The organism is Pantoea sp. GM_Pan_4 (assembly GCF_026541005.1).
Taxonomy (GTDB): domain Bacteria; phylum Pseudomonadota; class Gammaproteobacteria; order Enterobacterales; family Enterobacteriaceae; genus Pantoea; species Pantoea dispersa.
Genome location: NZ_JALNUZ010000001.1, coordinates 909,196 through 933,194, shown reverse-complemented (window position 1 = coordinate 933,194; position 23,999 = coordinate 909,196). Strand labels below are relative to the sequence as shown.

General features: G+C 57.1%; 21 protein-coding genes. 13 read left to right on the top strand and 8 right to left on the bottom strand.

Annotated elements, in window-relative coordinates; all coding sequences use genetic code 11:
* Positions 1–86 precede the first annotated feature (86 nt).
* The 3 genes from glnH to rhtA all read right to left on the bottom strand — a co-directional run bounded on the left by glnH (position 87) and on the right by rhtA (position 2,851).
* Entirely contained in the window at positions 87–833 is a 747-nt protein-coding gene (gene glnH, locus OXR61_RS04540; protein WP_021508422.1) for a glutamine ABC transporter substrate-binding protein GlnH, read from the bottom strand.
* Between the two features lie 311 nt (positions 834–1,144).
* Positions 1,145–1,648 (bottom strand): DNA starvation/stationary phase protection protein Dps, encoded by a 504-nt coding sequence (gene dps, locus OXR61_RS04535; protein ID WP_021508421.1) that lies wholly within the window; start codon positions 1,646–1,648, stop codon positions 1,145–1,147.
* Between the two features lie 294 nt (positions 1,649–1,942).
* Positions 1,943–2,851 (bottom strand): threonine/homoserine exporter RhtA, encoded by a 909-nt coding sequence (gene rhtA / locus OXR61_RS04530; RefSeq protein WP_031279870.1) that lies wholly within the window; start codon positions 2,849–2,851, stop codon positions 1,943–1,945.
* Between the two features lie 504 nt (positions 2,852–3,355).
* Between rhtA and ompX the strand changes: the two genes are divergently transcribed.
* A complete protein-coding gene (gene ompX / locus OXR61_RS04525) occupies positions 3,356–3,868 on the top strand; it encodes an outer membrane protein OmpX (protein ID WP_031279869.1) in 513 nt (170 codons plus the stop codon).
* A 146-nt stretch (positions 3,869–4,014) separates the two neighbouring features.
* Here ompX and OXR61_RS04520 read toward each other — a convergent pair whose 3' ends face one another.
* The gene (locus OXR61_RS04520; protein WP_021508417.1) at positions 4,015–4,209 is read right to left on the bottom strand and encodes a hypothetical protein; all 195 of its coding nucleotides are present in this window, start codon (positions 4,207–4,209) and stop codon (positions 4,015–4,017) included.
* 264 nt (positions 4,210–4,473) lie between these two features.
* Between OXR61_RS04520 and mntR the strand changes: the two genes are divergently transcribed.
* From mntR to OXR61_RS04480, 8 genes are all read left to right on the top strand, one after another.
* Positions 4,474–4,932 carry a manganese-binding transcriptional regulator MntR gene (gene mntR, locus OXR61_RS04515; protein ID WP_021508415.1) on the top strand — a complete coding sequence of 153 codons (459 nt, stop codon included), beginning with the start codon at positions 4,474–4,476 and terminating at the stop codon, positions 4,930–4,932.
* 21 nt (positions 4,933–4,953) lie between these two features.
* A complete protein-coding gene (locus OXR61_RS04510; RefSeq protein WP_031279868.1) occupies positions 4,954–6,063 on the top strand; it encodes an SLC13 family permease in 1,110 nt (369 codons plus the stop codon).
* Between the two features lie 182 nt (positions 6,064–6,245).
* Entirely contained in the window at positions 6,246–7,373 is a 1,128-nt protein-coding gene (locus OXR61_RS04505) for an HlyD family secretion protein (RefSeq protein WP_021508413.1), read from the top strand.
* Positions 7,370–8,938, top strand: a complete 1,569-nt coding sequence (locus OXR61_RS04500) for a DHA2 family efflux MFS transporter permease subunit (protein WP_021508412.1) — start codon at positions 7,370–7,372, stop codon at positions 8,936–8,938. The genes OXR61_RS04505 and OXR61_RS04500 overlap by 4 nt, the downstream gene beginning before the upstream one ends.
* Position 8,939: 1 nt before the next feature.
* Complete coding sequence (locus tag OXR61_RS04495; RefSeq protein WP_021508411.1) at positions 8,940–10,469, top strand: efflux transporter outer membrane subunit; 1,530 nt, start codon at positions 8,940–8,942, stop codon at positions 10,467–10,469.
* 243 nt (positions 10,470–10,712) lie between these two features.
* Entirely contained in the window at positions 10,713–12,191 is a 1,479-nt protein-coding gene (locus tag OXR61_RS04490) for a sugar porter family MFS transporter (protein ID WP_021508410.1), read from the top strand.
* Positions 12,192–12,620: 429 nt separating this feature from the next.
* Positions 12,621–13,022 carry an H-NS family nucleoid-associated regulatory protein gene (locus OXR61_RS04485; RefSeq protein ID WP_021508409.1) on the top strand — a complete coding sequence of 134 codons (402 nt, stop codon included), beginning with the start codon at positions 12,621–12,623 and terminating at the stop codon, positions 13,020–13,022.
* 258 nt (positions 13,023–13,280) lie between these two features.
* A complete protein-coding gene (locus OXR61_RS04480; RefSeq protein ID WP_031279866.1) occupies positions 13,281–14,873 on the top strand; it encodes an ABC-F family ATPase in 1,593 nt (530 codons plus the stop codon).
* Between the two features lie 100 nt (positions 14,874–14,973).
* Here the strand turns inward: OXR61_RS04480 and moeB are convergent, their stop codons facing one another.
* The 4 genes from moeB to OXR61_RS04460 form a co-directional block, all read right to left on the bottom strand.
* Complete coding sequence (gene moeB / locus OXR61_RS04475) at positions 14,974–15,735, bottom strand: molybdopterin-synthase adenylyltransferase MoeB (RefSeq protein ID WP_021508407.1); 762 nt, start codon at positions 15,733–15,735, stop codon at positions 14,974–14,976.
* A complete protein-coding gene (moeA, locus tag OXR61_RS04470) occupies positions 15,735–16,970 on the bottom strand; it encodes a molybdopterin molybdotransferase MoeA (protein ID WP_031279865.1) in 1,236 nt (411 codons plus the stop codon). The genes moeB and moeA overlap by 1 nt, the downstream gene beginning before the upstream one ends.
* A gap of 169 nt (positions 16,971–17,139) precedes the next feature.
* Positions 17,140–17,445: a contact-dependent growth inhibition system immunity protein gene (locus OXR61_RS04465; protein WP_021508405.1), complete on the bottom strand. Its 306-nt coding sequence runs from the start codon at positions 17,443–17,445 to the stop codon at positions 17,140–17,142.
* A complete protein-coding gene (locus tag OXR61_RS04460) occupies positions 17,445–18,278 on the bottom strand; it encodes an RNase A-like domain-containing protein (protein WP_021508404.1) in 834 nt (277 codons plus the stop codon). Before OXR61_RS04460 ends, OXR61_RS04465 begins: the two co-directional genes overlap by 1 nt.
* 321 nt (positions 18,279–18,599) lie before the next feature.
* Here OXR61_RS04460 and OXR61_RS04455 point away from each other — a divergent pair, with 321 nt between their 5' ends.
* From OXR61_RS04455 to gsiC, 4 genes are all read left to right on the top strand, one after another.
* Positions 18,600–19,559, top strand: coding sequence for an isoaspartyl peptidase/L-asparaginase (locus tag OXR61_RS04455; protein ID WP_021508403.1), 960 nt, complete (start codon positions 18,600–18,602; stop codon positions 19,557–19,559).
* Positions 19,560–19,568: 9 nt separating this feature from the next.
* Positions 19,569–21,425 carry a glutathione ABC transporter ATP-binding protein GsiA gene (gene gsiA / locus OXR61_RS04450; RefSeq protein ID WP_021508402.1) on the top strand — a complete coding sequence of 619 codons (1,857 nt, stop codon included), beginning with the start codon at positions 19,569–19,571 and terminating at the stop codon, positions 21,423–21,425.
* Between the two features lie 64 nt (positions 21,426–21,489).
* Entirely contained in the window at positions 21,490–23,025 is a 1,536-nt protein-coding gene (gene gsiB / locus OXR61_RS04445) for a glutathione ABC transporter substrate-binding protein GsiB (protein WP_021508401.1), read from the top strand.
* A 49-nt stretch (positions 23,026–23,074) separates the two neighbouring features.
* Positions 23,075–23,995 carry a glutathione ABC transporter permease GsiC gene (gene gsiC / locus OXR61_RS04440; RefSeq protein ID WP_021508400.1) on the top strand — a complete coding sequence of 307 codons (921 nt, stop codon included), beginning with the start codon at positions 23,075–23,077 and terminating at the stop codon, positions 23,993–23,995.
* Positions 23,996–23,999: the final 4 nt, after the last annotated feature.

Genomic DNA, 23,999 nt, shown 5'->3' with positions numbered 1-23,999 from the left:
GGTGTGACTCCAGAATCTGTTGCAGTGGAAATGTAAAAAGCAGGGAGAACCAAGCTCCCTGCTGATAAAAAGGCGTCAGGCCTGAATTATTTAGGTTCGCTGCCGAACCATTTTTTATAGATAGTGTTGTAGGTACCGTTGTCGTGCAGGGTTTTCAGCGCGCCATTCACTTTCTCACGCAGGTCGTCGCTGCCTTTCGGGAAAGCGATACCATACTGCTGCGCTTCGATGGAGTCACCGACGGCTTTGAAACGGCCTTTGCCAGCGGTGTGGATGAAGTACAGGATGTTTGGCGTGTCGTGCAGCACGGCGTCAGCACGGTTAGTGCCTAACTCCATGTACGCGTTATCGATGTTCGGGAACTGGCGCAGGTCTTTAGTTTTGATATGCGCTTTGGCGTAATCCACCGAACCGGTGCCGCTTTTCACTGCGACCACTTTACCGTTCAGATCGTCGATGCCTTTGATGTCGTTTTCGTTGTTACGCACCATCACCAGCAGGCCGCTTTTGTAGTAGCCGTCAGAGAATTCGATGGCTTTTTTACGTTCTTCGGTAATGGTGATGCCGGCCAGCGCCAGGTCAACGTTTTTGGTTTGCAGCGCCGGAATGATGCCGCTGAAATCCATCGGCTTCAGGGTGTAATCCAGCTTCAGCTGTTTAGCGATAGCGTCCCACAGGTCGATATCAAAGCCGACGTACTTGTCGCCCTGTTTAAATTCAAACGGAACGAAGGCGGTGTCGGTAGCGACTACCAGTTTTTTGTCTGCTGCAGTGGAGGAAAGCGAGAAGGCCAGCGCCAGCGCGGCCACGGAGACTTTAATCAACGACTTCATCATTTTTTTCCTTATTACCCGTCAGGCCTGGTGGCCTGATGTACGGCTCATCATATGAAAAAATTATGCCAACTTTTCTCAAACGCGAAAATCAACAGAATGCCGGGGCAGGCTGACACGATTCTGCACGTCGGGAAAAGTTTGCACCAGAATGAATCACCAAAATGGTGCATTGTGCTGTGGTGGTGCAGGCACAGTGTGCATCAGAGTGATAATAAGGGAAAGAAAGGATTAAGGAATTGTTAACGGCGTCAAAAAAGCCGGGCGGGTAGCAGGCATAAAAAAGGCGGGATAACCCGCCTGTCTGAGCATTACTCGATATTTGATTCGATAAACCACAGGAACTTATCAAGGTCACGCGATGCGGCAGTAAAGATATCGGCCGTATCTTCGTCTTTCACTTCACTGATGGCTTTGCGTGTATCGTTAGCCACCACAGCATAACGGTCGGCCAGCGCTTTCAGGTGATCCTGTACGCTGTGAATGTTCAGCGGGTAGCTTTTCAGCGGTGACTTGTCGTTAACCACCTGCGTGGTGCCCAGCGCCACGCCGCCCAGCTGCACCACACGTTCTGCGATGGTATCCTGGTGGTCGGTAATCGCGGTGCGGAAGCCGTCCAGCATTTCATGTACACCGATAAAGTTTGCGCCGCGCATATTCCAGTGCGCCTGCTTGGTGATCAGCGACAGGTCAATAAATTCCACGACCAGACGGTTGAGCACCTCGATGGTAGCTTTCTTCTCGCTATCAGCCACGTCATTGCGGGTATAAATCAGATCGGAAGATTTTGTTTTAACCAGTTTTGCGGTACTCATCATTAATGTCCTCTTATTGATGGTTGTCCTAATCAAGCACGGGAATAAGTATAGCAGCAGTTTTTCACTCTGCAGGATTGATTAAATCAATGACAGGAATAGCTAAAGCTTAATGTTAAGTTGTGAAAATAACGATTTTATTAAAATTAATTAAAATCAGTGGCTTAGGGTGTGTGTTAATTATTCTTCTATCATGTTGCAAAATAATAACAGCTTACCGTGCGGCTATTTAAGAAATGATAATGAGAATGTGTCTATATACAGCCGGTTAAATAACCGGCTGACCTGTACGGCTTATTGCGGCGTGTTGATATCCACTTCATTTATATGTGCCGCTTTCTGTTTCATGGTGAGCGTCGAGCCGGCAGATGCGGCGATAATCGCCAGCAGCGCCAGCCATTGCTGCAGCGTCAGCAGCTCGCCGAGGAACAGCATGCCGGAGAGCGCCGCCATCGCCGGTTCCAGACTCATCAGCGTGCCGAAAATGCGCGCCGGCAGACGCGTCAGCGCCATCATTTCCAGCGAGTAAGGAATGGCGCTGGAGAGCAGGGCGATGAGCAACGCCAGCGGCAGAATTTCCCACTGCCAGATACCGGGTGCGGCAAAGGTCAGACCGAGCGGCACAAAAATCACTGAGGCGATCAGCGAGCCCATTGCCACCGTGGCCGGGCCGTGTTCGGCGCCTGCCCGCTGGCCCGCCAGAATATAGACCGCCCAGCAGGCGCCGGCACCCACGGCCAGCAGCGCGCCGGTGGGATCAATATGGCTCAGGCCATGACCAATCGGCAGCAGGAACCACAGGCCGGTGACCGCCAGCAGCACCCAGAGAAAATCCAGCGGACGGCGTGCGCCGGCCAGCGCCAGCGTCAGCGGGCCGAGAAACTCCAGCCCCACCGCTACGCCCAGCGGCACGGTGCGGATCGAGAGATAGAACAGGTAATTCATGCAGCCCAGCGCCAGTCCATACATCAGCAGCGGTTTGCGCTGCTTTGCACTGAAGCGCAGGCGCCAGGGTTTGAAAATCGCGCACAGGATGAGCGTGCCCAGTCCCAGACGCAGCGCGGTAATGCCAGGCGCACCGACGGTGGGAAACAGCGATTTCGCCAGCGACGCGCCGCCCTGCAGCGACAGCATGGCGATCAGTAATACGGCAACCGGCAGCACTACCGGCGCCAGTTTGGGGTGGGAAAGAGGTGCAGACATCCTGTGATCAATTCCTGTGATGATGAATAACCAGGCAACGGGCAGCCAGTGTAAAGCAATCGGCGGGAAATAAGGAGGCGGCTGAGGCAATGATGCGGGGTTTCTGTCGCCGCTTTTTTATCGGGCGCGGCCGCCTCGCATTATCCTGGCGTCAGTGACGCCTCATTGACACCGCTTTTCGGGCGAAATTTCCAGCGAATAAAGCGCGACGGCGGAAAAAATGCACCAGCGACTGGCTGAAAAAACACCGTTTTCAGGGCCATTTCCGTAAAGAAATGTCAGGTTAGTTTAGGAATTTACTTAAACCGATAATTTTCTGTGCGCAGGATTATTGCAGAAAGATGATGCTTTTTATAAGAAAAATGAATGACATAGGAAAGTTCATTAACTTTCTGTTACACCAAACAATCTGTTAGACAACAAAATGCGGGCAGAGTTTCTTGCTAAGTTTTGTTATATTTTTAGCGTTGTCAGGAGAGAAGTATATTCACATTTGAGGTGGTTATGAAAAAAATTGCATGTCTTTCAGCACTGGCTTGTGTACTGGCAGTTTCCGCTGGTTCCGCCATGGCACAGAGCACCGTTTCTGCCGGCTACGCGCAGAGCGACTATCAGGGCGTTGCTAACAAAGCTAACGGCTTCAACCTGAAATACCGCTACGAAGACGGTTCTAACCCACTGGGTTGGATCGGTTCTTTCACCTACACCGAAAAAGATCGCACTGAAGATGGCGTGTACAACAAAGGTCAGTACTACGGCATCACCGGTGGTCCGGCTTACCGTCTGAACGACTGGGCCAGCATCTACGGCGTAGTAGGTATCGGCTACGGCAAATACCAGCAGAACCAGACTGCCGGTCAGTCTAAAACCGACAGCAGCGACGTAGGCTTCTCTTACGGCGCAGGTATGCAGTTCAACCCAATCCAGAACGTTGCTCTGGACGTGGGCTACGAGCAGAGCCGCATCCGTAACGTCGACGTGGGCACCTGGATTGCTGGCGTAGGTTACAGCTTCTAAGTTTTTGCTTAGACCAGAGTTGCACAGAAACGGCCCTTTACGGGCCGTTTTTTTATGCCTGAAAACACTGCCGTGAAGGGCGTTTTTCGCAGGCAAAATAAAACCCGCTGCAGGCAGCGGGTCAGACTGTGAAGCCCTGAGGAAACTCAGCCGCGCCAGATCAGATTCGGGCAGGGCTGTGCGGCGATTTTTTTGCCGGTCAGTTTCTCAAGCAGCATCAGGCGCAGGGCAAAAGGCGAGCGGCTAAACAGACACAACAGCGACTTCAGCTCAAAAGCCGGTTTGCTTTGTACGGTCTGGAAGCATTTGCCGCAGTCGAGGCAGCTTTTCATCGTGCTCATCTTTACCTCCTGGAAAACGGGTAACTCAACAGTAAGCACAGCCCTGCAATAAACAGCAGGAAAAGGAGCAGCAACAGCCAGGGTTCGTCCATCGTTGCCTCCTTTGTAGGCTATTCGCTTACAACATGTACAAAGATAGCACTGGCTATACTCTTTAGCCAACACTATTCAGGAAAAATTTGTGCTTATTTGTGCCTGGTTTACAATGAGCGCAGCCAGCCCGCACCGCAGGTAAAGTGCGGCAGATAATAAAGAGGAAGCTGAATGAGTCGTCGTGCGAAAAGCGCCACCCACATGCCCCAGGGGCCGCTGAAAGATATTGAGGAGCATGTCGAAGGATTTCGCCAGGTACGCGAAGCGCATCGCCGTGAGCTGATTGATGATTACGTTGAGTTAATCTCTGATTTAATTCGTGAATTTGGCGAGGCGCGCCAGGTTGACATGGCGGCACGCCTGGGCGTTTCGCAGCCGACCGTGGCCAAAATGCTGAAGCGTCTCAGTACCACCGGTCTGGTTGAGCAGGTGCCGTATCGCGGCGTGTTCCTCACTCCGGAAGGCGAGAAGCTGGCTGAAGCCAGCCGCGTGCGCCATCATATCGTTGAAACCTTTCTGCTGGCGCTGGGCGTCAGCCCGGAAACCGCCCGCCGGGATTCCGAAGGGCTCGAGCATCACGTCAGTGATGAAACCCTCGCCGTGTTCCAGAAATTTTACGAGAATCGCTAACCTACAAGGCCTTCTGCCATCATGCCCATCGTGCTTCGTTCCTTAATGCGTGACCGCGTTTTGCATTTACTGTTGCTGCTGGGCGTGATTTTGTTGCCGCTGGCGGATTACCGCTGGCCGCAGCTGCCCGCCGCCGTTGACTGGCACACCATCATGACGCTCACCGGTTTGCTGATGCTGACAAAAGGGCTGGAAAACAGCGGCTATTTTGATGTGCTCGGTGCGCGGCTGGCGCAGGGCTTCCAGCACGAACGCACGCTGGCGCTGTTTATGGTGTGTGCGGCGGCGCTGCTCTCGACCTTCCTGACCAATGATGTGGCGCTGTTTATCCTGGTGCCGCTCACGCTGACGCTGCGCAAGTTCTCGCGCCTGCCTATCTCCAGACTGATCATCTTTGAAGCGCTGGCGGTCAATGCCGGCTCATTGCTGACGCCGGTCGGCAACCCGCAAAATATCCTGCTGTGGAGCCACGGCACGCTCAGCGTGGCCGGTTTCATCGGTCAGATGGCGCCGCTGGCGGCGATGCTGATGCTGACGCTGGTGGGGCTGACGTGGTTTAGCTTCCCGGCGCGCAGCATTGAGAAGCATGATGCACCAGGCAATCAGCAGTGGCAGAAACCGCTGTTTATCGTCAGCGTGCTGCTGTACGTGGTGTTTATCGTCGCGCTGGAGCTGAAACTCACCGGCTGGGCGCTGCTGCTGGTGGCGGGCTGTTTTCTGCTGATGGCGCGTCAGGTGCTGGCGACCATCGACTGGAGCCTGCTGCTGGTGTTCGTGGCGATGTTCATTGATGTCTTTTTACTGATGCATCTGCCCATTCTGCAGCCGCATTTTGCCGCCATCGGTCAGCTGGGCGAGGGGGGTATCTATCTGCTGGCGATTGGCCTGTCACAGGTGATCAGCAACGTGCCGGCCACTATTCTGCTGTTACAAAAAGTCCCGCCTTCCGAAGTGCTGGCCTGGGCGGTGAATATCGGCGGCTTTGGCCTGCTGCCGGGATCGCTGGCCAACCTGATTGCGCTGCGCATGGCACAGGACGCCAAAGTGTGGTGGCGTTTCCATCTGTTTTCCCTGCCGATGCTTGCCTGGTCGATGCTGTGCGGCTGGCTGTTGTTACAGCTGCTGCGTTAACCCTGACCCACCTGTCCGCCTTTGCAAGACGCGCTGATTTATCAGCGCGTTAAGTGATGTGGCAGAAAATGCGTCGGATGTTAGCTTATGTAAAGTTACACTGGCATTTGTCAATTTCCCATCTAAGGTTAAGTTGACCGTTTCGCCCGGGGATCGGGATTACCAGCCAGTGATGACAAATTATGAGTGAAAACCACAATCCGCCATCCGCCGATGAGCAAAAAGATAACAACACGTCAGATTCCAGTCAGGATAACGAGCAATCACCCCGTAAACGCCCCGGCAAAAAGCCGCTGATCATTCTGGCGATTGTGGTGGTGATTATGCTGCTGGTGGGATTCTGGTTCTGGTTTAGCACGCGCAACATTGAAACCACCGACGATGCGTTCACCGAAGGCGATGCCGTGACCATCGCGCCCAAAGCGTCGGGCTACGTGGTGCAGCTGCTGGTAAAAGATAACCAGCGGGTGAAGAAGGGCGATCTGCTGGTGCTGATCGATCCGCGTGACAACGCCGCACAGCGCGATCAGGCCAAAGCACAGCTTGGTCTGGCACAGGCGCAGCTGCATCAGGCGCAGGCGCAGCTGGCGCTGGCACGGGTGCAATATCCGGCGCAGCGCGATCAGGCGCTGGCCGACCAGGCACGGGCGCAGGCCAATTTACTCAATGCGCAGGCGGATTACCGTCGTCAGCGCGGTGTTGACCCGCGCGCGACCTCGCAGCGCAATATTGATACCGCCGCCGCGCAGTTACGCTCGGCTGAAGCGCAGCTGCAGAGCGCCAAAGCGCAGGTCGAAGTGGCCTCGCAGGTGCAGTTGCAGATTCGCCAGCAGGAAACCAATGTCGAAGCGCGGCAGCAGCAGGTCGAGCAAGCCCGGGCTCAGCTCAACACTGCCGAGCTTAACCTCTCTTACACCGAAGTACGGGCGCCGTATGACGGTTTCGTCACCAAACGCAACGTGCAGCCCGGTACGCTGGTACAGGCCGGCAGCGCGCTGTTTTCGCTGGTATCGCCGGATATCTGGATCACCGCCAACTTCAAAGAGTCGCAGCTGGCACGCATGAATCCGGGCGATAAAGTGGAGATTGGCGTTGATGCCTGGCCGGACATGAAGCTGGAAGGGCACGTCGACAGCGTGCAGATGGGCTCCGGCTCGCGCTTTTCTACCTTCCCGGCCGAGAACGCCACCGGTAACTACGTGAAGATTGTGCAACGCGTGCCGGTGAAAATTGTGATTGATAAAGGACTCGACCCGAATCATCCGCTGCCGCTTGGCCTGTCGGTTGAACCGAAGGTGACGGTGGAATGAGTGCGAGCGAAAGCTGGCGTCCGGCCAGCAATCCCTGGCTGGTTGCCATCACGGTAACGCTGGCGGTGTTCATGGAAATTCTGGACACCACCATCGTTAACGTCGCGCTGCCGCACATCGCCGGGTCGCTGTCATCCAGCTACGATGAATCCACCTGGGTACTGACCTCCTATCTGGTTGCCAACGGCATTGTGTTGCCGATATCGGCCTTTTTCAGCCGCCTGTTTGGGCGCAAGCAGTTCTTCCTGATCTGCATCGTGATGTTTACTATCTGCTCCTTCCTGTGCGGCATTGCCACCGAGCTGTGGCAAATCATTCTGTTCCGTGTGCTGCAGGGCTTCTTCGGCGGCGGGCTGCAACCGGTGCAGCAGTCGGTGCTGCTGGATTACTTCAAGCCGGAAGATCGCGGTAAGGCTTTTGGCCTGTCATCGATTGCCATTATCGTCGCGCCGGTCATTGGCCCGACGCTCGGTGGCTGGATCACCGACAACTACAGCTGGCGCTGGGTGTTCTTTATTAATATTCCGGTGGGGATCCTCACGGTGCTGGCGATCTATCAGCTGCTGGAAGATCCGCCGTGGGAGCGCAAGTGGGAGAAGGGCCGGCTGAAAATCGACTATATCGGTATCAGCCTGATTACCCTGGGTCTCGGCTGTTTGCAGGTGTTTCTCGATCGCGGTGAAGACGAAGACTGGTTCGCTTCACACTTCATTCGCCTGTTTGCCATGCTGGCGGCCGTCGGCATCGTCGGTGCGGTTTACTGGCTGCTGTATGCGCGCAAGCCGGTGGTGGATATCACGGTGATGAAGGATCGCAACTTCTGGGTGGCCGGTCTGCTGATGGCGGGCATGGCGATGATTCTTTATGGCAGCTCGGTGGTGTTACCGCAGCTGGCACAGCAGGATCTCGGTTATACCGCCACCTGGTCCGGGCTGGTGCTGTCGCCCGGTGCGGTCCTGATCGTGCTCACCATCCCGCTGGTGCTGAAGCTGATGCCGATTGTGCAGACGCGCTACATCATCGCCTTTGGCTTTACCTGTCTGGCGCTGGCCTTCTTCTATTCCAGCACCCTGACGCCCAACGTGGATTTCACCACGCTGGTGCTGATGCGCAGCGCGCAGTCGATTGGCCTCGGCTTCCTGTTTGTGCCGCTCACCACCATCGCCTTTGTCACCGTGCCGCAGCGCCTGAATGCGGATGCCTCCGCGCTGTTCACCATGTTCCGTAACGTGGCCGGTTCGATCGGCATCTCGCTGGCCACTGCCGGCATCACCGAACGTGAACAGGTGCGATCGGCCCACATGGTGCACAACATGTCGCCGCTCAATGAGCAGTTCAACCTCACGCTGCAGCACTGGGCGCAGGCAATTCGTGACTTTACCAGTGCGGTGGGCGATCCGCTGACGCTGGCCAGCGGTCAGCTCTATCAGGAGATGATTGCCCAGGCGCGCATTCTGGCTTACATCGACGTGTTCATGGGCCTGAGCATTGTCGCCGTGCTATTGATTCCTTTTTGTTGGTTGCTTTCGCCGATCAAGAGCGAAGGCAGTGCAGGAGCACATTAACATGATCACCTCTTCGCGCGTTACGCCGTCGCTGACGCTGCTGGCGCTGTCCATGCTGCTGGCGGGTTGTGCCGTCGGGCCCGATTATCAGCCGCCGCAGGCGCACACGCCCGGTAGCTACCGTGATTTGCCCTCTCAGGAAGCTTCAAAACCGCTGGCGTCCGCGACCAATCCTTCGTGGTGGAAAAGCTTTAACGACCCGCAGCTCGATAGCCTGATTGAGCGCGCCATCGCTGGCAACCTGACGCTGCAACAGTCGGTGCTGCGCATCGCCGGTGCGCGCGAACAGCTGGCGCAGGCACGTGGCGGGCTGTTCCCGTCGCTTAACGGTTCCGCCAAAGTGACGCGTCAGCAGCTCGGCCTGAAAGGCATGCTGAAATCCAACGGGGTGTACGATCAGGTGGATGATGACGTGGCGGATCAGCTCAACGGTCTGACCCATTCGGTCACGCTGTATCAGGGCAGCTTTGACGCCAGCTGGGAACTGGATTTATGGGGCAAAGTACGACGCCAGATGGAGATGGCGGACGCGCAGCAGCAGGCGGCGATTGAGCAGCGTAACGATGCGCTGGTGTCGCTGGAAGCTGAGGTCGCGCGCGCGTATCTGCAGCTGCGCGGCGCGCAGGCGGTGCTGGCGACGCTGCAACAGCAGATTAACGTGGCGCAGCAAACCTGGGAGCTGACGCAGAGCCAGCAGCGTAACGGTCTGGCGCCGCTCACCGACGTTGAGAATGCCCGTGCGCAGCTGGCCTCCCTCAACGCGCAGCTGCCACAGTATCAGGCCCAGGAACGTCAGGCGATGAACGGGCTGGCAGTGCTGCTGGGCAAAACGCCGGGCGCACTGGATAACGAACTGATGAGCAGCAAAGCGCTGCCGGCGTTGCCGAAGCTGGTGGCGGTGGGCATTCCCTCGACGCTGGCGCGTCGTCGTCCGGATATCCGCCAGGCTGAAGCGAATCTGCATGCACAGACCGCCAATATCGGCGTATCGGTCGCGAACCTGTTCCCCAGCCTGTCGCTCACCGGGCAGCTGGGGGTGCGCAACACCGATGCCAGCTACCTTGACGACTGGAGCAGCCACTTCTTCAGCGTCGGCCCGGCGCTGTCGATCCCGATTTTTCAGGGCGGACGTCTGGTTTCCAGTGTGAAACTGGCGCGCGCGCAGCAGGCGAGCGCGGCGCTCGATTATCGCCAGACGGTATTGACGGCGCTGCAGGATGTGGAAAATGCGCTGGTCAGCTACCGCGCCGATCAGCAGCAGGTCACCGCGCTGGATGAGACCACCGGTGCACTGCAGCGCGCCTTTGACCTCGCCAGTGACAGTTACAAACAGGGCATCTCCACCTTCCTTGAGGTGCTGGATGCCCAGCGTCAGCTGGCACAGTCGCAGGCGCAATCCACCCAGGCGCGCATGCAAAGCGCGCTGGACCTGGTAGCGCTGTACAAAGCGCTGGGCGGCGGCTGGGAGCCGTATCAGCAGGTGACGCTGCCGGACTATGACGTCTTTGGTCCGGCCACCGCAGTCAATTAATCTGCCATCGCTGACCGCATTCACTGCGTGCGGTCAGCGCCTTTCGTGAAATAAATATTCTCCCTTCTGTTTGTTGTGCAAAATTTGAACTGCCTTCTCTGCGCCATGAATCAGGCTGTGTGATCATTATCTCAATTAAAGGCAAAGATAATGACTCGTGGCGCAAAATTTAAATTTCATATTTATTCATTGTGGTGGAAATAATCTATTTTAAGACTTCTTATCTCAGGAAAGGAGTTGGTTATGTCCCGCGAAACCTGGATGACGCCCAATCCGGCATCAGGGCCAAACAGCAGCACGCGCACCGAGCCTTTTGTGAAGGTCATTGCGCTGATTGCCACCCTCGGTGGTTTGCTGTTTGGCTACGATACCGGCGTAATCTCCGGCGCACTGTTATTCATGGGCGACGATCTGCATCTCACCCCATTTACCACCGGGCTGGTGACCAGCAGCCTGCTGTTTGGCGCGGCGTTTGGCGCACTGGCTTCCGGTCACTTTGCCGCCGCGGTCGGGCGGAGAAAAATTATTCTGGTACTGGCGATTATTTTTGCGCTCGGCGCGCTGGGTACCGCACTGGCACCCGATGTCAGCTGGATGATTTTCTTCCGCCTGGTCCTTGGCGTGGCCGTGGGCGGTGCGTCCGCCACCGTACCGGTGTATATCGCCGAAATGGCACCGGCCAACAAACGGGGTCAGCTGGTGACCATGCAGGAGCTGATGATCGTTTCCGGCCAGATGCTGGCCTATATGTCGAACGCCGGCTTCAACGCGGCCTGGGGGGGCGACACGACCTGGCGCTGGATGCTGGCGGTCGCCACGCTACCGGCGGTGCTGCTGTGGTTCGGGATGATGTTTATGCCGGACACGCCGCGCTGGTATGCCATGAAAGGCCGTCTCGCTGAGGCGCGCAAGGTTCTGGAACGCACCCGCGCGCGCGAAGACGTTGAGTGGGAGATGATGGAGATCGAAGAGACGCTATCGGACGAGCAGCAGCAGCGTCCGCGTCTGCGGGAACTGCGCCAGCCGTGGCTGATCAAACTGTTCCTGATCGGTATCGGTATTGCCGCCATCCAGCAACTGACCGGCGTAAATACCATCATGTACTACGCGCCGACCATGCTGAAAGCGGTGGGGATGAGCAATGACACTGCGCTGTTTGCCACCATTGCCAATGGCGCGGTCTCGGTATTAATGACCTTTGTGGGGATCTGGCTGCTGGGGCGCATCGGTCGCCGCACCATGACGATGATAGGTCAGTTTGGTTGTACCGCCTGTCTGGTGTTTATTGGCACCGTCAGTTACCTGATGCCGGAAACAGTTAACGGTCAGCCGGATATCTTGCGTAGTTATATGGTGCTGCTGGGTATGCTGATGTTTCTGAGTTTCCAGCAGGGCGCGTTATCGCCGGTAACCTGGCTGCTGCTGTCAGAAATTTTCCCCACACGGTTACGCGGTATTTTTATGGGCGGCGCGGTATTTGCGTTGTGGATCGCCAATTTTCTTATTTCTCTGCTGTTCCCGGTTCTGCTGGCGTCGGTTGGCTTATCCGGCGCGTTCTTTATTTTCGCGCTGATTGGCATAGGCGGCGCGATTTTTGTTATTCGCTGGGTACCGGAAACACGCCATCGTTCGCTGGAGCAGATTGAACATTATTTGCACGACCGGCTGTCTGATGCGTCGGTGCCCCAGGTATTGCGACCGGCAGTGAAGAAAAGCGGATAACCACAGACATACGATTTTTGCATGATGGCCGGTGAACAACCGGCCTTTTTTTATTTATTTAATGGCAAAATGAGATATTGCTCGCATCTGTGACGCTAATGCCATCCGCGTTAAAAACGGATTTTACTTACACTATTAATGTTTTTTTACCTTTATGCTGACTACTGCCTCAGCGCACAATAAGCGCTAAACGCTTGTTTCCTACGCGTGAATAAGCAATGAAATCGATTCCAGTTCCAGCCGGTGGTACTGAACCGCTGATGTTAATTCACCGTTAATTCACGCCGCACATTGGGTTTAAACGCGCCTGCCAGGAATATGCTAATCCATTCGGATTAATCCGGTCTGCAAAATTAATTTATTTTTTTATTTGAATTGGGTAATCTTGCCACTACAGTTTATTTAACCCCCTTAAGCAAGGACATTGTGATGAGTGACGCATTTAAAGTTCTGAACAACATTCGCACATTACGTGCACAGGCTCGTGAACTGCCACTGAGCGATCTGGAAGAAATTCTGGAAAAATTAACCGTCGTGGTGACTGAGCGCCGCGACGAAGTTGAAGCGGAAGAAGCGCAGAACCGCGAAAAAGAAGAGAAGCTGTCTAAATACCGTGAAATGCTGCTGGCAGACGGTATCGACCCGAACGAATTACTGGGTGCACTGGAAACCGGTAAAAAACGCGCCAAGCGTGCGCCGCGTCCGGCGAAATATTCTTACACCGACGAAAACGGTGAAGAGAAATCATGGACCGGTCAGGGCCGTACCCCAGCTGCGATTAAAAAAGCGCTGGATGCAGGTAAAAGCCTCGACAGCTTCCTGATCAAATAATCTGCACAATCCTTGTAAGCGGGAGCCGGAGGCGTCAGCGTCTCCGGCTTTTTTATTGGCCTCGCTCCGGGCACGGGCGGCGGTTCACTTCCCGCGCCGTGGATAACCTGTCCGGCACGGTCGCAATTATTTTACCTCTGGCAACAAGGTGTTCTCCGCCTTGCCTCTGCGTATCCGGGTGCAGAGGTGGCTCATCCAGGCCGCTTCTGGCATAATGCCCGCTGTTTTTTCCTCCACTGCGTAACAAAGGTCAATGCCGTGTTAGTTTCCAGCAATATCACTATGCAGTTCGGCAGTAAGCCACTGTTTGAGAATATCTCCGTTAAATTTGGCGGCGGTAATCGTTACGGTTTAATCGGTGCGAACGGCAGCGGTAAATCGACCTTCATGAAAATACTGGGCGGCGACCTGGTTCCCACTAACGGAAATGTTTCCCTCGACCCCAATGAGCGCATCGGTAAGCTTCGCCAGGATCAGTTTGCTTTCGAGCAATATAGCGTGCTGGATACCGTGATTATGGGTCACCAGGAATTGTGGGCGGTGAAGCAGGAGCGCGATCGCATATATGCATTGCCGGAAATGAGCGAAGAGGAAGGCTATAAAGTCGCCGACCTTGAGGTCGCCTACGGTGAAATGGACGGTTACAGTGCCGAATCACGCGCCGGAGAATTATTACTCGGCGTGGGCATTCCGGTGGAGCAGCATTACGGTCCGATGAGTGAAATTGCCCCTGGCTGGAAATTGCGTGTGCTGCTGGCGCAGGCATTATTTGCTAACCCGGATATTTTGTTACTCGACGAACCGACCAACAACCTGGATATTGACACCATTCGCTGGCTGGAGCAGGTGCTTAACGAACGTGACAGTACCATGATCATCATTTCGCATGACCGTCACTTCCTGAATATGGTGTGTACGCACATGGCGGATCTGGATTACGGTGAGCTGCGCGTTTATCCCGGCAATTATGACGAATATATGACGGCGGCGACCCAGGCGCGCGAGCGTTTATTAGCGGATAACGCCAAGAAGAAAGCACAAATTGCCGATCTGCAATCCTTCGTTAGCCGCTTTAGCGCCAACGCCTCAAAATCGCGTCAGGCCACTTCGCGCGCGAAGCAGATTGATAAAATCAAACTGGATGAGGTAAAAGCCTCCAGCCGTCAGAACCCGTATATTCGTTTCGAGCAGGATAAAAAGCTGTTCCGTAATGCGCTGGAAGTGGAAGCGCTGACCAAAGGATTTGATAACGGTCCGCTGTTTAAAAATCTTAACCTGCTGCTGGAAGTGGGTGAGAAACTGGCCATCCTCGGCGCCAACGGTATTGGTAAATCCACGCTGCTGAAAACACTGGTTGGCGAACTGCAGCCGGATAGCGGCACGGTGAAATGGTCGGAGAATGCGCGCATTGGTTACTACGCGCAGGATCACGCCGAAGATTTTGCTGACGACCTGAGCGTGTTCGACTGGATGAGCCAGTGGAAGCAGGAAGGCGACGACGAGCAGGCGGTGCGCAGTATTCTTGGTCGTCTGCTGTTCAGCCACGACGACATCAAGAAGCCAGCGAAAGTGCTGTCCGGTGGTGAGAAGGGCCGCATGCTGTTTGGCAAGCTGATGATGCAGAAGCCAAACATCCTGGTGATGGACGAACCGACTAACCACCTGGATATGGAGTCGATCGAGTCACTGAACATGGCGCTGGAGATGTATGAAGGCACGCTGATTTTCGTCTCGCACGACCGTGAGTTCGTCAGCTCGCTGGCGACGCGCGTGATCGAGATGAAAGGCGATCGCATCGTTGACTTCACCGGCAACTACGAAGATTACCTGCGCAGCCAGGGCATCGTCTAATGGCGTAGCCGTTTAGCAGCCGCCATCATCAGCGGCGCAATTTATCGCCTGATAATTTGCGCCGCTCAGCAATACCTGACGCTTATGTCACGCCCTGACGTTATTCCTCACGCTGGCCACACACTTCACATTGCGCATCCTGCGCCACTTTCAGGCTGCGAAACTCGGCGCTCATCGCATCGTACATCAGCAGTCGCGCGCTGGCCGGCTGGCCAAAGGCGCTCAGCACCTTCAGCGTTTCCATCGCCTGCATCGCACCTACCACGCCGACCAGCGGAGCCATCACGCCGGCTTCGACACAGCTCAGCGTCTGCTCGCCGAACAGACGGCTGATGCAGCGGTAGCAGGGCTCGCCGGGCTGCCAGGTGAATACGCTGAGCTGGCCTTCCATGCGGATGGCGGCGCCGGAGATCAGCGGCACCCGATGCTGAAAACATCCGCGGTTCACCTGTTCGCGCGTGGTGACATTGTCGCTGCAGTCCAGCACCGCATCGTGACGCGCAATCAGTTCGCCGAGCGCGGCTTCATCCAGCTGCGCATCGATCGCCTCCAGCGTGCAGTGTGGATTGAGCGCCGCCAGTTGCTGACGGGCCGAGGCGACTTTTGCCATGCCGATGCGCTCATCGCTGTGCAGAATCTGGCGCTGCAGATTACTCAGGCTGACACGATCGAAATCCAGCAGCGTCAGATGACCGACGCCGGCGGCGGCAAGATAGGGCGCGGCAGCACAGCCCAGTCCGCCCAGGCCAACGATAAGCACCCGTGAGGCTTTCAGCCGTTCCTGGCCGTCGAAATCGAAGCCGCGCAGCACAATCTGCCGGTTGTAGCGCAGCATCTCTTCATCGCTCAGCTCTGTGTGCATTAGCCCTCCAGCAGGCTGTTGAAGGCCTCGACATCAACCCATTCGCCCGGCTCAACGTCACCGCGATCGCGCTCCAGCACAATAAAGCAGTCGGCCAGCGCAAAGGAACTGAACACGTGCGAGCCCTGCGCACCGGTGCTGCGCACTTCCAGTACAGCATCATCGCCGCGACTGAGGATGCCGCGCTGAAAATCGAGCCGGCCCGGCGCTTTCTTCAGACGCTGCGTTGCGCGCGCGCGCTGGCGCAGCGGCATGATGCGCGTGGTCTGGCCGGTCAGCGTGGCCAGCAGCGGCTGCACCAGCTGATAGAAGGTTACGGCCGCCGACACCGGATTGCCCGGCAACCCGCAGAACCAGCTGTTGGCCAGACGGCCAAAGGCAAACGGCTTGCCGGGCTTGATTGCCAGCTTCCAGAAGGTAATCGCGCCCAGCTCTTCGAGCATCGCTTTGGTGAAATCCGCCTCGCCCACTGACACGCCGCCGGTGCTGATCACCACATCGGCCTGGCGATCGGCTTCGCTGAAGGCCTGGCGCAGCTTCGCGGGATCATCAGCGATCACGCCAAGGTCGATCACCTCGCAGCCAAGTTTGCGCAGCATCAGCGCCACGGTGAAGCGGTTGGTGTCATAAATCTGGCCCTCAGCCAGCGGCTGGCCCACCGCCTGCAGTTCGTCACCGGTGGAGAAAATGGCCACGCGCAGCTTACGCAGCACGCTGACCTCCGCAATACCCAGCGACGCCAGCAGCGGCAGCTCTGCCGCACCGAGCCGCACGCCGGCATCCAGTACCTGCTTACCGGCCTGAATATCCTCCCCGATGCGGCGAATATTTTGCCCGGCACGCACTGGCGCGGTGATAACAATGCCGCCGTCACGCGGTTCGGTTTGCTCCTGCATCACCACGGCGTCGCAGCCGGCCGGGACTGGTGCGCCGGTCATGATGCGAATCACGCTGCCGGCTGGCCACTCGCCATTAAACGGGGCGCCGGCAAACGCTTTGCCCGCTACCGGCAGCACGCGGTCAGCGGACAGGTCGCTCAGGCGCAGCGCGTAGCCGTCCATCGCGGAGTTATCGAACGGCGGCACGTCCAGCGGCGAAATCACCGGCTTCGCGGTAATGCGCCCGGCGGCATCGGCCAGCGCGACACTCAGGCAATCGCTAATCGGTTGCAACTGCTGCAGCATTTTCTGCTGCGCGTCTTCAAGGGAAATCAGTCCGGCGGTAAAAGGTTCCATGTCCATCTCTGTCGGGTTAAAGGCGAATGCTGCCTATTATGGTGGCTGTTGTCGGCTGAGTCACATGCGAGATCAAAGGGAATGGAAATTAGTGCGCGGTGACGAATCCGCCGGCGAACATGCTTTGTTCAGACTGAAAGTGAGTATCATGTTAACAACCGTGCTGACGTTATGATGTGAGTGCGGCAGATACTTTCTTATGCACCAGTGACAGAAACGCGCCCGCAGTGGTATCCCAGTTGGCCGGAACAAACTCTCTTTTATAGCGGTCACGGAAATCAGATTCGACATCATCGCACTCTGCCAGAAACAGCTCGATGTCTGCCAGCATGGCGTGCAGGTTTCCTTTATGCGCTTCTCTGATATACGCCTCGATTTTGGGCTCGATCTCATCACCCGGTTCAAACAGGTCATAATCCTGCCCAAACCAGATGCCAATAAAATTATCCAGTTCACTGATACTGATACGGTCCATCATAACTCCGGGAAAGCGGTAATGATAAAGTAAGGTTTGCCGTTGTAGGGCTTAAAATCCAGTATGACGCGAACGGCGTAGCAGGTCTCAACCTCTTCACGCCCTTTACTCACGACTATACCAACCGGATGTGAAAAACGCCGACTCAGGCGCATACGGGCTTGCAAGCCTGGAGGGATATTTTTCACCCACATCTGAATTTGATGCTTATTATCTGCCAGCACCTTACTGATCAGTGCTTCCGCCTCGCTCAGAGACTTAAAGCTACTGGCTTCATCGAGACGAGGCCGGTTACGAAGCCTCTCCCGCAGCTCATCCGGCGTTTTGCCGATATGTCGCTCAATCGTGTGCCCACCGGGTGCTCGCCCTGAGAGCGACTCATGCTCGGCGATTTTGACCCGCCCGGCACGCACCGCGATGACGCGCTCTGCTCCGGCTGCAAAGGCAAATGCCATCGGAATGGCGATATCTACCGTCAGGCCGACATTCATGGCGGTCTGACGGTCAGCGCCGAGCGATTCTGCGAGTGCCACGGCCGAATTAAACGTGTCGGTAGCGACCTGTCTGCCAGTCCATACCTGGCGCAGGCTGGCCTGAAGCGTGTCGAGACTGTGAGTGCCGACAAAGACGCAGCCAGCTTTGGTCAGCATGGTGGGCTCAGGCACGACGCACAGTGCGCCAGCACCAAAAAGCTCAATCACTCCGCCAGCGAGCCCGAGCCCTCCGAAAATGCGGTTGCTGGTCGTTTCACCCTCGCTGACGCTGCGATCTGAAAGGACGGCTGCCAGCTGCACCGGGGAGAGTGCAATCCTTAGCCCTTTTTCATCTTCCACTGAATATTCCTTTTCATGAATGGGCCTTTAACTTACCCGATTTTTAACCGGCACTGAAGCCACACAAAAAGTAAGGGCGAAGAGGTTGTTCACTGCCTTGCCGGTGCCAGACGTAAGCGCGCCAGCCATAATATTAAAGCTGGTGCGTTCTCTCCCTTAATTCACAAAAAAGCATAATCCACATTAAAAGGTTATGACCGCTGATACACTTTCTGCTTTACAAGCAGGGAGGGGCTTTCTATAGTCGAAAATTGCCAAAAAAAGATGAAAACCATTCTAAATCAGTGTTTTTGGCTCTGATTCCTTGACAGGGTAACGGTTATGGCTAAAGCAGTTATCGCAATTCACGGCGGCGCCGGCGCGATTACGCGTGCGGCAATGAGCGCCGAAAAAGAGCAGCACTATCGTCAGCAACTGGCCGCGATTGTCAGCGCCGGCCAGCAGATTCTGGCCAGCGGCGGTAGCGCGCTGGATGCCGTGACCGAAGCGGTGCGGCTGCTGGAAGAGTGCCCGCTGTTCAATGCCGGCAGAGGGGCCGTGTTCACCCATCAGGGCACCCATGAACTGGATGCCAGCCTGATGGATGGCCGTACGCTGGATATCGGCGCCGTCGCTGGCGTCAGCCGTATCCGCAATCCGATTCTTGCCGCGCGTAAAGTGCTGGAAGCCAGTCCGCACGTGCTCTTTATTGGCAGCGGGGCGGAAGCCTTTGCCGCGCAACAGGGGCTGACGCCGGTCGAGCCTGATTTCTTCTCGACGCCAGAACGCTGGGAGCAGCTGCAGCGCGCGCTGGGCAGCGAACAAATGCTGCTGGATCATGATGGCGCGGCGCAGGAGAGCGATCCGCTGGACCCGGATCGCAAATTTGGCACCGTGGGCGCGGTGGCGCTCGATTTGCAGGGTAATCTGGCGGCCGCCACCTCGACCGGCGGCATGACCAACAAGCAGGCGGGCCGCGTCGGCGATTCACCGCTGGCGGGCGCCGGCTGCTATGCCAACAACGCCACCGTGGCAGTCTCCTGTACCGGTACCGGCGAAGTGTTTATTCGTACGCTGGCGGCTTACGATGTCTCAGCGCAGATGGAATATGGCGGTCGTTCGCTGCAACAGGCCACCGCCAGCGTGATTCATGACAAAGTGCAGGAGCTGGAGGGTAGCGGCGGGCTGATAGCCGTTGATGCCCACGGCAACGTGGCGCTGCCGTTTAACAGCGAAGGCATGTACCGCGGATTCGCTTATGTGGGCGGCGAGGTTGAGGTAGCGATTTACCGCGACAGCTAAGGAGCAGGCATGACGGATCTACAGCAGCAGTTTGCGCCGCAGCAGGTGCTGGCGGTACGCGATCTCTGTGTGCGCTTTGAGCATGAAGGGCGCGTGACGGACGCCGTGCGGCAGCTTTCACTCGATCTGCACCGCGGAGAAACGCTGGCGCTGGTGGGCGAATCGGGCTCGGGCAAATCGGTGACGTCGCTGGCGCTGATGCGTCTGATTGCACAGGCCGGCGGCGCGGTCAGCGGTGAAATTCTGCTGCGGCGGCGCAACGGCGAGGTGCTGGATGTGATGCGGGCGTCCTCCAGCCAGATGCGCCGGGTACGCGGTGCGGACATGGCGATGATCTTTCAGGAGCCGATGACGTCGCTTAACCCGGTGTTCACCGTCGGTGAACAGATCGCCGAATCCATTCGTTTGCATCAGGGGAAAAGTCACCAGCAGGCGCAGGCCGAAGCGCGACGCATGCTGGATCTGGTGCGCATTCCGGAAGCGCACAATGTGCTGTCGCGCTATCCGCATCAGCTCTCTGGCGGTATGCGCCAGCGCGTGATGATCGCCATGGCGCTGTCGTGCAAGCCGGCGCTGCTGATTGCCGATGAGCCGACCACCGCGCTGGACGTCACCATCCAGGCGCAGATTCTGCAGCTGATTCGCGTGCTGCAAAAAGAGATGCAGATGGGCGTCATCTTTATCACGCACGATATGGGCGTGGTGGCGGAGATGGCCGATCGCGTGCAGGTGATGTATCGCGGCGATGTGGTTGAGCGCGCGCCGGTGCAGCAGTTGTTCGATGCGCCGCAGCAGCCGTATACCCGCGCGCTGCTGGCGGCCGTGCCAAAGCTCGGGGCGATGAGTGGCCAGCCGCTGCCGGCGAAGTTTCCGCTGCTGCATACCAACGGCCGCGAAGAAGCCAGCACGCCGCAGGATACCGTGCGTCACGATCGTCCGCCGATTTTACAGGTGCGCGATCTGGTTACGCGCTTTGATATTCGCGGCGGGCTGCTCAATCGGGTTAAGCGTCGCGTCCACGCGGTGGAAAAAGTCAGTTTCGATCTTTATGCAGGCGAAACCCTCGCGCTGGTGGGCGAGTCCGGCTGCGGCAAATCCACCACCGGACGCTCGCTGCTGCGGCTGGTCGCCAGCCAGGGCGGCAGCATCACCTTTGACGGCCAGCGCATTGATGCACTGCAGGGCAGGGCGCTGGCCACGCTGCGCCGCGATATTCAGTTTATCTTTCAGGATCCGTATGCGTCGCTCGATCCGCGCCTTACCGTCGGCTTTTCAATTATGGAGCCGCTGCTGGTGCATCGCAGCATGGGGCGCGCGCAGGCAGAGAAACGCGTCGCCTGGCTGCTGGAACGCGTTGGTCTGCTACCCGAACACGCGCAGCGCTACCCGCACGAATTTTCTGGCGGTCAGCGCCAGCGTATCTGCATCGCACGCGCGCTGGCGCTCAATCCTAAAGTGGTGATCGCCGACGAATCCGTCTCCGCGCTGGATGTGTCGATTCAGGCGCAGATCATCAATCTGATGCTGGATTTACAGCGTGAATTTGGCATCGCCTTCCTGTTTATTTCGCACGACATGGCGGTGGTGGAGCGCATCAGCCATCGCGTGGCGGTGATGTATCTCGGACAGATTGTGGAGATGGGACCGCGTCAGGCGGTGTTCGAACAGCCGCGCCATCCTTATACCAGAAAACTGATGGCCGCGGTGCCGGTGGCCGATCCGGCGCATCGGCACCGCGAGCGGGCGCTGATGGTGGATGAGATCCCCAGCCCGATTCGCCCGCTGGGTGATGAGCCGGAAGTGGCACCGTTACTGGAAGTGGCACCGGGCCATTTTGTCGCCCGCCATGCCATTAGCGGCGCCTGAGCAGCAACCAACCGCGCCCTCCGCGCAGGGCGCGCAAGACAGGGACTACAGGAGAACGATAACGATGCACCATATCATGCGAAAAGGGGTTATCACTGCCGGGTTGTTGAGTTCGGCGCTGGCGCTGCCCGCCTGGGCGGCCAAAGATGCGGTGATTGCCGTGGCGTCGACCTTCACCACGCTGGATCCGTACGACGCCAACGACACGCTGTCGCAGGCGGTGGCCAAGTCTTTCTATCAGGGCTTGTTCGGCTTCGATAAAGACATGAAGCTGGTCAACGTGCTGGCGGACAGCTACCAGGCCAGCAGCGATGGTTTGACTTACACCATCAAGCTGCGTCCGGGTGTGAAATTCCAGGATGGCACGGATTTCAATGCCGAAGCGGTGAAGGTCAACCTCGACCGCGCCAGCAATCCGGAAAATCATCTCAAGCGCTATAACCTGTTTAAATATGTCGCCACCACCGAAGTAGTCGATCCGTCCACGGTGAAAATTACCCTGAAGCAGCCGTTCTCAGCGTTTATCAACAATCTGGCACACCCGGCTGCGGTGATGATCTCGCCAACCGCGCTGAAAAAATATGGCAAGGACATCGGTTTCCATCCGGTAGGCACCGGACCTTATACCTTTGACACCTGGAACCAGACCGATTTTGTCAAAGTGAAAAAGTGGTCGGGCTACTGGAAACCGGGCTATCCAAAACTCGACAGCATTACCTGGCGTCCGGTGGTGGATAACAACACCCGCGCGGCGATGCTGCAAACCGGCGAGGCCAGCTTTGCCTTCCCGGTGCCGTTAGAGCAGGCCAAACTGTTGCAGGGCAATAGCAAGCTGGATGTGGTGACCACACCATCGATCATGCAGCGTTACATCAGCCTCAACGTGACGCAAAAGCCGTTCGATAACCCGAAAGTGCGTGAAGCGCTGGAGTACGCCATCAATCGCCAGGCGCTGGCGAAAGTGGCCTTTGCCGGTTACGCCACGCCAGCCACCGGCATCGTGCCGCCGCGCATTGATTTTGCCCAGAGCTATCCGGCCATCAAATACGATCCGGCCAAAGCGCGCGAGTTGCTGAAGGAAGCGGGCTACCCGAATGGTTTTGAAACCACGCTGTGGTCATCGCATAACCACAGCACCGCGCAGAAAGTGCTGCAGTTCACCCAGCAGCAGCTGGCGCAGGTAGGCGTGAAGGTAAAAGTCACGGCGATGGATGCCGGCCAGCGCGCGGCGGAAGTAGAGAGTAAAGGGCAGAAAGAGAGCGGGGTGCGCATGTTCTACACCGGCTGGTCAGCCTCCACCGGCGAAGCCGACTGGGCGCTGACGCCGCTGTTCGCCACCAGCTCGTGGCCACCGGCGATCTTCAACACCGCGTTCTACAGCAACCCGCAGGTGGATAAAGACCTGGCGGATGCGCTGAAGACCACCGATCGCGACCAGAAAGCCAGACTGTATAAAGACGCGCAGGACCGCATCTGGAACGATCACCCGTGGATTCCGCTGGTGGTGGAGCAGCTGCTGTCTGCGAACAATAAAAACCTGACCGGTTTTTACGTCATGCCCGATACCTCATTCAATTTTGATGAGGCGGATCTGAAGTAACAGACGCGGCCAGCCTTACGGGGCTGGCCGATGCTGCGCGGGATTTCGCATGCTCAACTATTTTCTTAAACGCCTGCTCGGGCTGATTCCCACGCTGCTGATTGTCGCAGTGCTGGTGTTCCTGTTCGTGCATCTGCTGCCGGGAGACCCGGCGCGCCTGATTGCCGGACCGGAAGCGGATGCCTCAGTGGTGGCGCTGGTGCGTCAGGAGCTGGGACTCGATCAGCCGCTGATTCAGCAGTTCTGGCACTTTATCCTCAATGCTTTGCAGGGTGATTTTGGTCAGTCGATGGTGTCAAAGCGGCCGGTCTCTGCCGAAATTGCCGCGCGCTTTTTTCCTACTCTGTGGCTGACGCTGAGCAGCATGGTGTGGGCGGTGGTGTTTGGCATGGCGATCGGCATCGTTTCGGCGGTATGGCGCAATCGCTGGCCGGACCGCATCGGCATGACGCTGGCGGTTTCCGGCATCTCCTTCCCGGCGTTTGCGCTGGGCATGCTGCTGATGCAGGTCTTTTCGGTCGAGCTCGGCTGGTTGCCAACGGTGGGCGCCGACAGCTGGCAGCACTACATTCTGCCGTCAATTACGCTCGGTGCCGCCGTGGCCGCGGTGATGGCGCGCTTTACCCGCGCTTCGTTCGTTGAGGTGATGCAGGAAGATTATATGCGCACCGCGCGTGCCAAAGGGGTGCGCGAATCGCTGGTGGTGGTCAAACACGGGCTGCGCAATGCCATGATTCCGGTGGTCACCATGATGGGGCTGCAGTTCGGCTTTCTGCTCGGCGGCTCGATTGTGGTGGAAGTGGTGTTTAACTGGCCCGGACTGGGCCGTCTGCTGGTGGATTCGGTGGAGATGCGCGATTACCCGGTGATTCAGGCCGAGGTGCTGCTGTTCTCGCTGGAGTTCATTCTGATTAACCTGATCGTCGATATGCTTTACGCGGCGATCAACCCGGCTATTCGCTACAGGTAAGGAG